This is a genomic window from Pseudomonas sp. B7(2017), assembly GCF_002112745.1.
GTDB lineage: Bacteria > Pseudomonadota > Gammaproteobacteria > Pseudomonadales > Pseudomonadaceae > Aquipseudomonas > Aquipseudomonas ekonensis.
On sequence record NZ_NEIP01000006.1, the window covers coordinates 152,506 to 165,838 of the forward strand.

The 13,333-nt window shown below is 66.9% G+C and carries 11 protein-coding genes; 4 read left to right on the plus strand and 7 right to left on the minus strand.

Annotated features, from left to right (window positions below):
- Positions 1-28 precede the first annotated feature (28 nt).
- The 5 genes from CAG29_RS14070 to CAG29_RS14090 all read right to left on the minus strand — a co-directional run bounded on the left by CAG29_RS14070 (position 29) and on the right by CAG29_RS14090 (position 6,009).
- Complete coding sequence (locus CAG29_RS14070) at positions 29-865, minus strand: ABC transporter ATP-binding protein (protein ID WP_085584042.1); 837 nt, start codon at positions 863-865, stop codon at positions 29-31.
- Positions 853-1,656, minus strand: coding sequence for an ABC transporter permease (locus CAG29_RS14075; RefSeq protein WP_085584040.1), 804 nt, complete (start codon positions 1,654-1,656; stop codon positions 853-855). The genes CAG29_RS14070 and CAG29_RS14075 overlap by 13 nt, the downstream gene beginning before the upstream one ends.
- A gap of 10 nt (positions 1,657-1,666) precedes the next feature.
- The gene (locus CAG29_RS14080) at positions 1,667-2,653 is read right to left on the minus strand and encodes an ABC transporter substrate-binding protein (RefSeq protein ID WP_085584038.1); all 987 of its coding nucleotides are present in this window, start codon (positions 2,651-2,653) and stop codon (positions 1,667-1,669) included.
- A 460-nt stretch (positions 2,654-3,113) separates the two neighbouring features.
- A complete protein-coding gene (locus tag CAG29_RS14085) occupies positions 3,114-4,484 on the minus strand; it encodes an aspartate aminotransferase family protein (RefSeq protein ID WP_085584036.1) in 1,371 nt (456 codons plus the stop codon).
- A gap of 31 nt (positions 4,485-4,515) precedes the next feature.
- Entirely contained in the window at positions 4,516-6,009 is a 1,494-nt protein-coding gene (locus CAG29_RS14090) for an aldehyde dehydrogenase (RefSeq protein WP_085694668.1), read from the minus strand.
- Between the two features lie 240 nt (positions 6,010-6,249).
- Between CAG29_RS14090 and CAG29_RS14095 the strand changes: the two genes are divergently transcribed.
- Positions 6,250-7,164 carry a LysR family transcriptional regulator gene (locus tag CAG29_RS14095; RefSeq protein WP_085584032.1) on the plus strand — a complete coding sequence of 305 codons (915 nt, stop codon included), beginning with the start codon at positions 6,250-6,252 and terminating at the stop codon, positions 7,162-7,164.
- A gap of 59 nt (positions 7,165-7,223) precedes the next feature.
- Here the strand turns inward: CAG29_RS14095 and hrpB are convergent, their stop codons facing one another.
- Entirely contained in the window at positions 7,224-9,743 is a 2,520-nt protein-coding gene (gene hrpB / locus CAG29_RS14100) for an ATP-dependent helicase HrpB (protein WP_085632355.1), read from the minus strand.
- A gap of 110 nt (positions 9,744-9,853) precedes the next feature.
- On the opposite strand from hrpB, the gene CAG29_RS14105 reads away from it, so the two are divergent.
- Together CAG29_RS14105 and CAG29_RS14110 are read left to right on the plus strand one after the other, a co-directional pair.
- The gene (locus CAG29_RS14105) at positions 9,854-10,273 is read left to right on the plus strand and encodes a polyribonucleotide nucleotidyltransferase (RefSeq protein WP_085584028.1); all 420 of its coding nucleotides are present in this window, start codon (positions 9,854-9,856) and stop codon (positions 10,271-10,273) included.
- Positions 10,274-10,292: 19 nt separating this feature from the next.
- Positions 10,293-11,204: a cation diffusion facilitator family transporter gene (locus tag CAG29_RS14110; RefSeq protein ID WP_085584026.1), complete on the plus strand. Its 912-nt coding sequence runs from the start codon at positions 10,293-10,295 to the stop codon at positions 11,202-11,204.
- Here the strand turns inward: CAG29_RS14110 and CAG29_RS14115 are convergent.
- Complete coding sequence (locus CAG29_RS14115; protein ID WP_085584024.1) at positions 11,194-12,288, minus strand: DUF6515 family protein; 1,095 nt, start codon at positions 12,286-12,288, stop codon at positions 11,194-11,196. The genes CAG29_RS14110 and CAG29_RS14115 overlap by 11 nt on opposite strands.
- A 452-nt stretch (positions 12,289-12,740) precedes the next feature.
- Here CAG29_RS14115 and CAG29_RS14120 point away from each other — a divergent pair, with 452 nt between their 5' ends.
- Positions 12,741-13,220, plus strand: coding sequence for an Lrp/AsnC family transcriptional regulator (locus tag CAG29_RS14120; protein WP_007909658.1), 480 nt, complete (start codon positions 12,741-12,743; stop codon positions 13,218-13,220).
- Positions 13,221-13,333 lie beyond the last annotated feature (113 nt).

Here is a 13,333-nt window from a genome sequence, read left to right on the forward strand (position 1 = left end):
CCACAGAGTTTTATGGTGTGCGGGCCTGTCAGTGGGCCTCGTCCAGATCGTCGTGCAGCAGCCCGAAGATCTGCCGCTTCATGTCGATGAACGAGCGCTCCATGACCATGTCCAGCGAACGCGGGCGTTCGATGGGCACGTCGAGGATCTGCTTGATCCGCCCGGGCCGCGCGCCCATCACATAGACCCGGTCGCCGAGCAGGATGGCCTCGTCGATGTCGTGGGTCACGAACAGCACGGTCTTCTTGCTGTTGCCCCACACCCGCAGCAGCAGTTGCTGCATCTGCAGGCGGGTCTGGCTGTCGAGGGCACCGAAGGGCTCGTCCATCAGCAGGATCTGCGGATCGTTGGCCAGCGCCCGGGCAATCGCCACCCGCTGCATCATGCCGCCGGACAGCTGCTTGGCGTAGTTGTCGGCGAACCCGGACAGGCCCACCTCATGCACGTAGTGGTCGACGATCTCCTTGCGCCGCGCCGCCGGCAGGCCCCGACGCTTGAGGCCGAACTCGACGTTCTGGCGCACCGTCAGCCACGGGAACAGCGTGTAGCTCTGGAACACCATGCCGCGGTCCGCGCCGGGGCCCTGCACCTGCTGGCCGCCGACGTAGATCTGGCCGCCGGTGGGCTCGGCCAGCCCGGCGGTGAGGTACAAAAGGCTCGACTTGCCGCAGCCCGACGGCCCCACCAGCACCGCGAACTGCTGGTCCGGCACCTCGAACGACACCTCTTCCAGCGCGGTGAACGTGCCGCCGCCGGGCTTGCTGTAGCGCAGGCTGACCTTGTCCACCTGCAGCCGCGGGGCGGCGTGGGCCGGCGCGGCGACCGGTTCGACGAAACGATGGTTGGCGGCGGTTACTGAGCCCATGCGGCAATCCTCAAACGCAGAAAGCGGAATAGTTGATCGGTGACCAGGCCCAAGAGGCCGATGATCGCGATGGCGAGAAAGATCACATCCACCTGGAAACCGCGCATGGCCTTGAGGCTCAGGTAGCCCAGGCCGCTGGAGGCAGCGACCAGCTCGGCCACCACCAGGTAGGTCCAGGCCCAGCCCATAGTCACCCGCAAGGTGTCGAGCACGCCGGGCAGCGAAGCCGGGGCGATTACGTGGAGCACCGCGTCGCGGCGGTTGGAGCCCAGGGTATAGGAGGCGTTGATCAGGTCCTTGGAGATGCCCTTGGACACGTCCGCCACCATCACCAGTTGCTGGAAGAACACGCCGAAGATGATCACCGACACCCGCTGCTCCAGGCCGATGCCGATCCACAGGATGAACAGCGGCACGAACGAGGTCACCGGCAGGTAGCGGATGAAGTTGACCATCGGTTCGAGGAACGCCTGGACGATGCGGAAACTGCCCATCAGCAGCCCCAGCGGCACCGCCACCAGCGACGACACGATGAACCCCACCATCACCACTTCGACACTGGCCCAGACGTGCTGGCCGAGGGTGCCGTCGCGGCTCAGGCGCAGGGCCGCCTCAACCACCGCCCCGGGAGTCGGCAGGAACATGCCCGGCACGACGCCGCCGTACGACAGCCCGGCCCACAGGCCCACCAACAACACCCAGGCCAGGCCGCTGGCGCTCCACACCACCGGCACCGGCAAACCGGTCTTGGGCGTGATGCAGCGGCTCAGCCACGAATTGCGCTTGAACATGACCGGCCTCCTAGAGCGGGCTGACGAAACGGTTGTCCACCAGATCGTCGTTGCTGACGTTGAACGGTTTGCCCTGCAGTTCGCTGGCGGTCTCGTTGGCCAGCTTGATCAGCGGCTCGCTGTCGCCCGGTGCGCCCGGCTTGCCCAGCAGCTTCTCGCTCATGGCTTGGTCGTAGAAGCGCACGCCCTGGGCGGCGGCGGCCAGTTCCTTGGGATCGGACAGGTAACCGCCCACGCCCTTGGCCATGATTTCGTAGGCTTTCTGCGGATGGTCCTTGGTGTACTGCACGGCCTTGTACAGGCCGGCGACCAGCGCCTTCACATCCTCCGGCTGCTTCTCGATCACCGAGCAGTTGAGCGCCACCACATCGACGATCACGCCCGGCGTGCTGCTGCTGTCGATCAGCACCTTGCCCTGCTGCTTGTCGCGCACCATCGACAGGTGCGGCTCCCAGGTCACGGCGGCCGGCACGCGCCCGGCGATGAACGCGGTGGCGGCATCGTCGGCGGTCATGTTCTGCACGGTGATGTCGCTCATGCTCATGCCGTTTTTCTTCAGCAGGTACGACAGCCAGAACTGCGAGGTCGACCCTTCGTTGACGGCCACGGCCTGGCCCTTGAGCTCTTGCAGGCTCTTGACGTGCTTGCCCACCAGCACACCGTCGCCGCCATGGCTGTCGTCCAGCGCGGCCACGGCCTTGAAGCAGAACTGCGGGCGGTACTTGAGCACTTCGTCGATGGTCGAGGCCGAACCGGACAGTTGGCCGGACGCCTGGGCGGCCATGTACATCGAGGCCTCCTCGACCACCGGCAGTTCGACGGTCAGGCCGTTTTCCTTGAAGTAGCCCAGGTCCTGGGCCAGGTACAGGGTGCCGTAGCCGACCCACGTGGTGTGGCCGATCGACAAGGTGCCGGCCTGGGCGCCGGTGGCGACCGAGGCGGCGATGGCGGTGACCGCCAGGGGACAAGCAAGACGGGTGAACAAGGACTGGATCATGGAGCACTCCCAACGCTGTTGATTTAGTTGTCATGGGCAGTACGGCCGGCGGCGGTCGGGCGGTTGTCCGCTGCGGTCTCTGCGGACTCTGGCGGGCAACGCGTTGCGCTGGCCAGATCGATGTTGACCCAGGCCCGGCGTCAGGAAAACGAGGAAATAGTTAGACGCGAACGATGAAAAAACTGGGTAGGCGGCACCGCGAAAGGGCACAGCGGGCGGGGGTGCCCGGGAGGGGTGCAGAACGTTGGGAATGCGTTGAATGGGCGGCCGCCATCGCGAGCAGGCTCGCTCCCACATTGGATCTGTGACCGACCGGGAACAACTGTCTTTCCCCTACCCTGGGGTGTCTGAACTGACGCCATCGCGGGCAAGCCCGCTCCCACAGGGGATTCGTGCCGGGCACAGATCCAGTGTGGGAGCGGGCTTGCCCGCGATGAGGCCCTTGAGCCGAACGATTGCCTCAGAGCCGGCCATACTCCTGCGCCGTACGGTCCAGCGCCTTGAGGGTCTTGCCCACCAGCTCATCGATCTCCCCGCGGCTGGCGATCAGCGCCGGCGCCATGATCATCCGGCCCAGGGTCGAGCGGATGATCACGCCTTCCTCGAAGCCGATCGTGCGGCAGCGCCAGGCGATGTCGTTCTCGTTGGCGAAGCGTTTGCGAGTGGCCTTGTCCTCGGCCAATTGCAGCGCCGCCACCATGCCCGCGCCCTGGATGTCGCCCACCAGCGGATGGTTGCCGAACACCTCGCGCAGGCACTGCTGCAGGTACGGCCCGATGTCGTCCTTGACCCGCGTCACCACGCCCTCGTCGCGCAACGCCTTGAGGTTGGCGATGGCCACCGCCGCCGCCACCGGGTGCCCGGAATAGGTCAGGCCGTGAGCAAACACCCCGCCCTGCTCCACCAGCACTTCGGCCATCTTCTTCGACAGGATCAGGCCGCCCATGGGGATGTAGCCGGAGGTCAGGCCCTTGGCGATGGACAGGGTGTCCGGCTCGAAGCCGAAATGCTCGTGGGCGAACCATTCGCCGGTGCGGCCGAAGCCGCCGATCACTTCATCGGCGCACAGCAGCACGTCGTACTGACGGCAGATGCGCTGGATCTCCGGCCAGTAGCTTTCCGGCGGGAAGATCATGCCGCCCGCGCCCTGGAACGGTTCGGCGATGAAGCCCGCCACCTTGTCCGCGCCCAGTTCGAGGATCTTCGCTTCCAGTTGCCGCGCCGCCCGCACGCCGAATTCCGCCGGGGTCAGGTCGCCGCCGTGGGCGAAGAAGTACGGCTCGTCGATGTGCTCGATGTCGGGCAGCATGCCGCCCATCTCGTGCATGAACTTCATCCCGCCCAGCGCCGTCGCCGCCAGGGTCGAACCGTGATAGCCGTTCCAGCGGCCGATCATGATCTTCTTCTCGGGCTTGCCCAGCACCTGCCAGTAGCGGCGCACCGTGCGGATCAGCACCTCGTTGGCCTCGGAGCCGGAGTTGGTGTAGATCGCGTGGCTGTAGTGCCCCGGCAGCAGGCTGAACAGCAGCTCGGACAGCTCGATCACCTGCGGGTGGGTGGTGTGGAAAAACATGTTGTAGTACGGCAACTGCTCCAGCTGTCGGCTGGCGGCGGCGTTCAGGTCCTGGCGCCCGTAGCCCAGGTTGGTGCACCACAGGCCGGACATGCCGTCCAGGTAGCGCCGCCCGTCGTTGTCCCACAGGTGCAGGCGCTCGCCGCGCACCATCACCCGCGGGCCTTCGTCGTTGAGGGCCTTCTGGTCGACGAACGCATGAATGTGGTGCGCTGCATCGGCGGCCTGGTAGTCGCGGGTTTCACGTGAGGTGGTCATCGCCGGATCTCCTTCTTGTTGTGAGCGGCTGTCATGAGCGCAGCTGAAACCAGGTGGTTTTCAGCTGGGTGTATTTGTCGAACGAATGCAGCGACAGGTCGCGGCCGAAGCCGGACTGCTTGCCGCCGCCGAACGGTACGGTGACGTCCAGCGCATCGACGCTGTTGACCGACACCGTCCCCGCCCGCAATTGCCGGGCCACCCGGTGGGCGCGGTGCAGGTCATCGGTCCACAGCGATGCCGCCAGACCGTAGACGCTGTCGTTGGCCAACCGCAAGGCGTGGGCCTCGTCGTCGAACGGGATCACCGCCAGCACCGGGCCGAACACCTCCTTGCGAAACAGTGCCATGGACGGCTGCACGCCGGTGAGGATCGTCGGCTGGATGAAGTTCTCCGAGCCGTTGAAGCTCAGCTGCCGGCCCCCGCAGACCAGCGTCGCGCCTTCGCGCTCGGCCTCGCGGATGAAGCGCAGCACCGTCGCGGTCTGACGGCCGTCGACCATGGCCCCGGCGGCGCTCGCCGGATCCAGCGGATCCCCCGGCTGCCAGCGCTCGGCCCGCGCCTTGAGGCGCTCGACGAACTCGTCGTGGATCGAACGCTCCACCAGCAGCCGCGAGTTGGCCGAACAGACTTCGCCCTGGTTGAAGAAGATGCCGAACGCGGCTTTCTGCGCCGCCAGCTCCAGGTCCCGGCAATCGGCGAACACCAGGTTGGCGCTCTTGCCGCCGCACTCCAGCCACACCTGCTTGAGGTTCGACTGCGCCGAGTACTGCATGAAGTATTTGCCCACTTGCGTCGAGCCGGTGAACACCAGGCAATCGACGTCGGGGTGCAGTCCCAACGCTTTGCCGGCCTGTTCGCCGAGCCCCGGCAGCACGTTCAGCACGCCCGCCGGCAACCCGGCCTCCTGCGCCAGTTCGGCCAGGCGCAACGCGGAGAACGGCGACTGCTCGGCGGGCTTGAGGATCACCGAGTTGCCGGCCGCCAGCGCTGGGGCGAGCTTCCACGCGGCCATGTCCAGCGGGAAGTTCCACGGCACCACGGCGGCGACCACGCCCAGCGCTTCGCGGGTGATGGTGGCGAGGACGTTCGCGGCGCTCGGCGCCACTTGGTCGTAGAGCTTGTCGAGGCTTTCGGCGTACCAACGGAACACCCCGGCGGCGCCCGGCACGTCGATGTTGAAGGCGTCCATCACCGGTTTGCCCATGTTCAGCGAGTCGAGCAGCGCCAGCTCTTCGCGGTGGGCCAGGATCAGCTCGGCCAGCCGCAGCAGCACTTGCTTGCGCTCCACGGGCGAGCGCCCCGACCAGACGCCGCTGTCGAACGCCTGACGCGCATCGCGCACCGCCGCCTCGACGTCGGCCTCGCCGCACGCGGCGACATCCGCCAGGTGCGCGCCGGTCGCCGGGTTGACCGCCGCAAAGGTCTGCCCCGACTGCGCGGCGCACCGTTTTCCGCCGATCACGGCCAGGTCGGGAAAGCTCAACGCAGCGGCCTTGCGCTGCCAGTCTGCACGTTCGAACACGGTCGGATGCTCCCTGGTGAGGTGTGATGCCTATTCTTGTGCGGTCGATAGTCGCTCACCCCCGCGAGCGGCAAAACCAGTAAAAATGTCTTCGCAGGCAATGAAAAAGCTAACCAGCGGACAACCCCCTCGCGCGCGTATGAGGCTATTGTTCAGGGACAAAAAACACCGTCGCCGGAACGGAGGATGGCGGCACATGAATTGCGTGGATGTCGAGATCCGTTCGACCTGAGGTTTGCCGTGGCCGCTTACAACCTGCGTCAGTTGAAGTACTTCATCACCACCGTCGAGTGCGGCAGCGTCGCCGAAGCGTCGCGCAAGCTGTACATCGCCCAGCCGGCGATCTCCACGGCGATCAAGGGGCTGGAGGACAGCTTCGGCGTGCAGCTGCTGATCCGCCATCACGCCCAGGGCGTGTCCCTGACCCCCAGCGGCGCGCGGTTCTTCCGCAAGGCCCAGGAACTGCTGCGCATGGCCAAGGAGTTCGAGCAGAACGCCCTGGCCGACAACGACGTGGTGGCCGGGCAGATCGACATCGGCTGTTTCGAGACCGTCGCGCCGCTGTACCTGCCGCAACTGATGGCCGGGTTCTCGGCGCTCTATCCGGGGGTGAAGATCCGCATCCGCGACGGCGAACAGCAAGAGCTGGTGCAGGGCCTGACCTCCGGCACCTTCGACCTGGCGATCCTGTACAAGCACGACCTGGACGCCACCATCGAGACCGAACCCCTGATGCCGGCCCAGCGGCCGTATGCGCTGCTGCCGGCGGACCACCGCTTCGCCCAGCTCAAGCAGGTGTCGCTGCGCGACCTGTGCCTGGAACCGATGATCCTGCTGGACGTGCAGCCGAGCCGCACCTACTTCGTCAGCCTGTTCGAGGAACTGGGCCTGAGCCCGCGGATCGAGTTCAGCTCGCCGTCCATCGAAATGGTGCGCGGCATGGTCGGCCAGGGTTTCGGCTTCTCGATCCTGGTCACCCGCCCGCACTCGGAATGCACCTACGACGGCAAGAAAGTGGTGTGCGTGGACATCGTCGAAGACGTCACCGGCTCAGGCCTGGTGGCGGCCTGGCTCAAGCGCGGGCAACTGACCAAGCCGGCGCAGCTGTTCGCCGATTACTGCCGCGAACAGCTGACCGCCAAAGCGGGTGCCTGAAAGCTGTAGCGAGGGAGCTTGCTCCCGCTCGGGTGCACAGCGCCCGCCCTCACCGATGCTCAAGTCCCCCGCGGCTTGGCCCGCGCCGTCGCCTCCGCCACCAACGGATCGTCCGGCCAGTAATGCTTGGGGTAGCGCCCCTTCAGATCCTTCTTCACCTCGGCATAAGTGCTGCGCCAGAAGTTGGCCAGATCCTGCGTGACCTGCACCGGCCGCCGTGCGGGCGACAGCAGGTGCAGTTTCACCACCTGTCGGCCGCCGGCGATCCGCGGTGTGTCGGCGAGGCCGAACAGCTCCTGCAAACGCACCGCGAGGATCGGCGGATGTTCGCTGTAGTCGAGGCGGATCGACGAGCCCGACGGCACGCTCAGGTGATGCGGCGCCAGTTCGTCGAGCCGCTGCGGCAACGGCCACGGCAGCAGATTGCGCACGATGCTCGACAGGTCGAGGTTGGCGAAGTGGCTGAGTCGCGAGACTTTGCCCAGGTACGGCATCAGCCAGTCTTCGAGGGTTTTCAGCAACGTGGCGTCGCTGACGTCCGGCCATTGGCTGTCGCTCTGGGTGTCCAGGTCGAGCTGGCGCAGCAGCCCGACCCGCGCCTGCCACTGGCGCAGTTCCGGTGTCCACGGCAGCAATTCCAGCCCCTTGCGCCGCACCAGATTGACCAGCGCCTGACTGCGGGCGTTTTCATCGAGACCGGTCAGCGGCTCGCGGCTCAAGATCAGCTCGCCGACCTTGCGCTGGCGCTCGGCGCGCAGCACGCCTTCGCGTTCGTCCCAGTCCAGTTGATCGACGCTGTGCACCTGTTCGGCCAGCACCGAGTCGAACAGCGCCGGATCGAAATCCGCCGCCAGGTAGATCCGCTCCTCGCGCTGGCCCTGACGGCTGCCGAGGTCGGCGATCACGATCCACGGCTCCTTCATCAGGCTGTCGGCTTCGGCGAACAGCGCCGCGCGCCCGTTGGCCAACCGGTATTCGGCACCGCCGGCCTTGCGCTGCTGGGCGACGCGGTCCGGGTAGGCCAGCGCCAGCAAGGCGCCGAGCCAGCGCGGATGATCGGGGTCGGCCACCGGCTCGCTCGCCTTGCCGCGCAGATAGCCGCGGTATTGCTTGGCCAGTTGCCGGGCCCGCTGCACGCCGCCCTGGGCACCGCGGGCCGCCCGCGCTTCGCCGGACAGCAACACCAGGCGACTGTGCAGATCGGCGCCGGCGCCGCGCAGGATGTCACGCTCGCCCAACAACGCAGCGACATCGCACGCCATCGCCGCCAGCCCCAGCGCCTGCCCGCGCAACAGCAGATGGGCGATGCGCGGATGGGCCGGCAGTTCGGCCATGGCCTGGCCGTGGCGGGTCAGGGTGTCGCCGTCCAGCGCGCCGAGACGCTGCAGCAGGTCCTGCGCCTGCGCATACGCGGCGGCGGGCGGCACGTCCAACCACACCAGATCCTTGGGCGCCACGCCCCAGCGGCCAAGCTGCAGCGCCAGCCCGGCCAGATCCGCCGAAAGGATTTCCGCGCTGCCGTAGGCCGCCAGTTGTTCATGTTGATCCTGCGACCACAGGCGGTAGCACACGCCCGGCTCCAGACGCCCCGCCCGGCCCGCGCGCTGGGTGGCGCTGGCCCGGGAGATGCGCTGGGTGTCGAGGCGGGTCATGCCGCTGCCGGGGTCGAAGCGCGGCACCCGCGCCAGCCCGGCGTCGATCACCACGCGCACGCCGTTGATGGTCAGGCTGGTCTCGGCGATGTTGGTGGCCAGCACCACTTTGCGCTGGCCCGCCGGGGCCGGGTCGATGGCCGCGCGTTGGGCGGCCAGGTCCAGTTCACCGTGCAGCGGGCACAACAACACGTCGTTGCGCTCGCCGAGGGCGTCGGCCAATTGCTGGTGGACTCGGCGGATCTCCGCCTGCCCCGGCAGGAACACCAGCAGGCTGCCGGTCTCGTCATGCAGGGCTTCGAGCACGGTCTGGGTGACGCGCTGATCGATGTATTCGCCGGGCTGGTACGGCCGGCCCCAGCGTGTGGTCACCGGGAACATCCGCCCTTCGCTGCGCAGGATCGGCGCATCGTCCAGCAGCCCGGCCAGGCGTTCGCCCTCCAGGGTCGCGGACATCAGCAAAATCTTCAGCGGCTGTTCAGCCCGGAACAGCTCGCGACCGTTCAGACTGAGCGCCAGCGCCAGGTCGGCGTCGAGGCTGCGTTCGTGGAATTCGTCGAAGATCAAAAGGCCCACGCCTTCCAGGGCCGGGTCGTCCTGCAGGCGCCGGGTGAGGATGCCTTCGGTGACCACCTCGATGCGGGTGCCGGGGCCGACCTTGCTGTCGAGGCGGATGCGGTAGCCGACGGTCTCGCCGACCTTCTCGCCCAGCTCGCTGGCCAGCCGCTCGGCCGCCGCGCGCGCCGCCAGCCGGCGCGGTTCGAGCATGAGGATGGTCTGCCCGGCCAGCCACGCCTCATCGAGCAAGGCCAGCGGCACGCGGGTGGTCTTGCCGGCGCCGGGCGGGGCTTCGAGCACGGCTTCGTGGCGTGTCGCCAGCGCGTCACGCAGGGCGGGTAGAACATCGTCGATCGGCAAAGAAATCATGCTGGCTCCCAAACAGAGTCGCGAGTATAACGGCGAACTGCCAGGTGTTCGTCAGGGTCTTAACTTCACACGACGACGCTTCGTCATCAGAGGATTCAGGAGATTTTTCCATGCGTTTACCTTTTCGCCTGATCGGCGGTGCACTGGTTGCCACCCTGCTCACCCAAGTGACCGCGTGCGGGTCGATTTTCTACCCGGACCGGCGCGGCCAGATCGACGGCAAGATCGACCCGGCCATCGCGGTGCTCGACGCCGTGGGCCTGCTGTTCTACATCATCCCCGGCCTGATCGCGTTCGCCGTGGACTTCACCACCGGCGCGATCTACTTCGAGCCGGGCAAGACCGCCCAGGTCGATCCGGCCAAGCTCAAGCAAGCGGTGGGCCCGGACGGCCAGGTCGATAACCTCAAATTGCAGGCTATCCTCGAAAGCGAACTGGGCCGCCACCTGCCGCTGGACGACCCGCGCCTGATCCGGCACAAGGGCAGCGCCCAGCAACTGGCGATGTTCGGCCTGCAACCGGCCGCTTGAACAAGGAACCGCTCCCGACATGACCTCCAGCCCCGAACACGCCCGCCTGCTGCGGCTGGCGACCCGCGCCTCGGTGGCGGTTGCCTGCACGCTGGTCATCGCCAAAGCGATCGCCTGGTGGCTGAGCGGTTCGGTGAGCATGCTCGCCGGCCTCACCGACTCGGCCCTCGACGGCGTCACCTCGCTGCTTAATCTGCTGGCGGTGCACTACGCGCTGCGGCCGGCGGACGACGATCACCGCTACGGGCACGGCAAGGCCGAGTCCCTGGCCGGCATGGCCCAGGCGCTGTTCATCGGCGGCAGTGCGGTGCTGATCGCCTTTCAGGCGTTCGAACGGCTCAAGCACCCCGAGCCCCTCGGCGCACCGTGGCTGAGCATCGGCGTGATCGTGTTTTCCCTGGTGCTGACGGCGGCGCTGCTGATGCTGCAGCACCGGGTGATCAAGCAGACTGGCTCCAACGCGGTGCGCGCCGACTCGCTGCACTACCGTTCGGACATGCTGCTCAACGGCAGCATCCTCATTGCGCTGGTGCTGGCGGGGCTGGGTTTCAATCAATTGGATGCCTGGTTCGGCCTGGGGATCGCCGCCTACATTCTGTGGAGCGCGATCCAGATCGCCCGGGAAAGCTTCGCGGTGCTGATGGACGAGGAACTGCCGGCGGACGTCAGCCAGCACATGCTCGAACTGGCCTGCGCCGTGCCCGGCGTGCTGGGCGCCCATGACCTGCGCACGCGGGTGTCGGGCAACCACTGGTTCGTGCAACTGCACCTGGAACTGCCGGGCGACCTGACCCTGACCGTGGCCCACGGCATCAGCGACCGGGCGGCGGATGCCATCCACGCCGCCTACCCGCGGGCCGAAGTGCTGGTGCACGCCGACCCGCAGGAAGTGGTGAACGCCGCGCGTGCCGGCACCGGGATCAGTAGTTGACCTGATACCCGCGGCTGCTCAGGCAATTGCCCTGGGCCTGGCGGTAGGCCTGCACCACTTCGGGCGCCGGCTGGTAGGTCGCGGTGCGCGGGTCGAAACCGCTTTGCTGCACCGCGTACTGATAGCACTCGTAACCGTCGCGCTGGACCTGCTCCGGCGACTGCCCGTTGGCCGGATAGGCCTCCACGTCATAGCCGTTTCCGGACGGCTGCGACGGCTGCACCGGCGGCTCCACCACCATGTAGTCCTGCGTCGCCTCCTGGTAGGCGTAATAGGAACCGGCGGCGAGGAACAACAGTGCGCCGCCGATCCACACTTCGCGGGCGTAGTCGGGCAGGTACTGGATGCGGATCCCGCGGGGCGGCTGAACCACGATGTAGCGTGGGCCCTGCGGGCGATACCAGTAGCCGCCGGAATAGAAATAGTCCTGGCCGCGGTAGGGCACGCGGAAGTCCCGGTCCGGGAAGCGGTCGATCACATGGCCCGGCCGGTACTGCGGGCCGGGGCCCCAGCCGTTGCCGCGACCGTCCGGGCGGCCGGGCCAGCGGTGGTCGTCGGGCCGGTTGCCGGTCTGCCAGGTCTGGTGGTAGCCGCCGTTCTGCGGACGCTCGTCGCGGTAGTAGCCGGGGCGCGGCTCCTGAGTCTGGCGCACGGTGTCGGGCCGCGGCTGGATCGGCAGGCTGTTGGCCGGCAGTTGCGGCGGTGGCGGCGGCTGGCGCACCGGGTTGGGGTTGTAGGCCGGGCGCTCGCGGTTCTGGTCGTGGCCCTGCCACTGGCCGTTGCCGTGCTGCTGGCCGTTGTTCTGCCACTGGCCATTGCCAGGCTGCTGGCCGTTGTGCTCGAACTGGCGGCTGTTGTCGCCGCGGATGATCTCGTTGTTCTGCGGGCGCGGCTGATTCTGCTGCGGGCCGTTCTGCCCATGGGACTGATGCTCGCCGTCCCGCCCCTGATTGTTGCCCTGATGCCCCGGCCCGCGTCCGCCGCCGTCCGGGCCGCGATTCTGCGGCTCATCGGCCAGCGCCTGCGCACCGACACTCACACACAGCAAACCAACACCGGCCAGACGCCAGATGCGCGACTTCATGAAATTCCTCACTGCGGGGGGTTAGGGCTTGTAGCTAAGACCGGGAATCGACACACCGGGTTCTGCTACAGGTTATCAGTCACGGCATTTATTTATTGAGCCGCGCACACGCGAAGGCAGGCAAATCGCAGGCAAGAAAAAGGGGAGACCCGTCGGCCTCCCCTTCAGAGAACTTCGTCCTGGCTCGACGCTTGTGGCGCCGGCTCACCTCACCCCGTCTTCTGGACAGTGTGCAGCTCGGGGGCCGGCGCGTCCCCGGTGGGGGCGGCGGCCGCGGCAGGCCTGATTGGGCGGCCGCAGTGGACTGTGTTACCGAGCAGTGATTCTGGTGATAAGGATAGGCCGGACGCCGCGACAGATGATTGCGAAGATTGCTCAAATAAACACCGCTTGCGCAATTTTTAACCCTGGATAGATAATCCGCCGCAATAGACAGCACAAAGGACAGATTGATGAGCAAACTCGACCGTTACGACCTGAGCATTTTGGCGGAGCTGCAGCGCGACGCCCGCATCTCCAACCAGGAGCTGGCCGAACGCATCGGTCTGTCGCCCTCGCCATGCTCGCGCCGGGTCAAGCAACTGGAGGACGACGGCTACATCTCGCGCCAGGTCGCCCTGCTCGACCGCAAGATGCTCGGCCTGAGCCTGACCGCCTATGTGCTGATCGGCATGGACCGGCACACGCCGGAGCGTTTCGAAAACTTCGAGGCGGCGATCCGCACCCTGCCGCAGGTGCTCGAATGCAGCCTGGTGACCGGGGTGGATGCCGACTATCAGTTGAAGGTGGTGGTGCCGGACATGGACCATTACCAGAAACTGCTGCTGGGCCACCTGACCCGGATCGAAGGGGTGACCAGCGTGCGCTCCAGCTTCGTGCTCAATCAGGTCCTGAACAGCACCGAACTTCCGTTGACCCACCTGCGCAGCTGAAGGCCCCTTCACAGGCCGGTCACCAGGATGTCGGCAATGCCGGCCTCATCGCTTGCAGGCAAGCTCCTGCAGGGTTTGGGGTGACAGCAGCTTTGCGGACATACGCGATCCCC

Coding starts and splice junctions, on each gene's coding strand:
- CAG29_RS14080 (WP_085584038.1), bottom strand. CDS start 2,653: ATGATCCAGTCCTTGTTCACCCGTCTTGCTTGTCCCCTGGCGGTCACC.
- CAG29_RS14075 (WP_085584040.1), bottom strand. CDS start 1,656: ATGTTCAAGCGCAATTCGTGGCTGAGCCGCTGCATCACGCCCAAGACC.
- CAG29_RS14110 (WP_085584026.1), top strand. CDS start 10,293: ATGACCTCCAGCCCCGAACACGCCCGCCTGCTGCGGCTGGCGACCCGC.
- CAG29_RS14105 (WP_085584028.1), top strand. CDS start 9,854: ATGCGTTTACCTTTTCGCCTGATCGGCGGTGCACTGGTTGCCACCCTG.
- CAG29_RS14085 (WP_085584036.1), bottom strand. CDS start 4,484: ATGACCACCTCACGTGAAACCCGCGACTACCAGGCCGCCGATGCAGCG.
- CAG29_RS14115 (WP_085584024.1), bottom strand. CDS start 12,288: ATGAAGTCGCGCATCTGGCGTCTGGCCGGTGTTGGTTTGCTGTGTGTG.
- CAG29_RS14120 (WP_007909658.1), top strand. CDS start 12,741: ATGAGCAAACTCGACCGTTACGACCTGAGCATTTTGGCGGAGCTGCAG.
- hrpB (WP_085632355.1), bottom strand. CDS start 9,743: ATGATTTCTTTGCCGATCGACGATGTTCTACCCGCCCTGCGTGACGCG.
- CAG29_RS14070 (WP_085584042.1), bottom strand. CDS start 865: ATGGGCTCAGTAACCGCCGCCAACCATCGTTTCGTCGAACCGGTCGCC.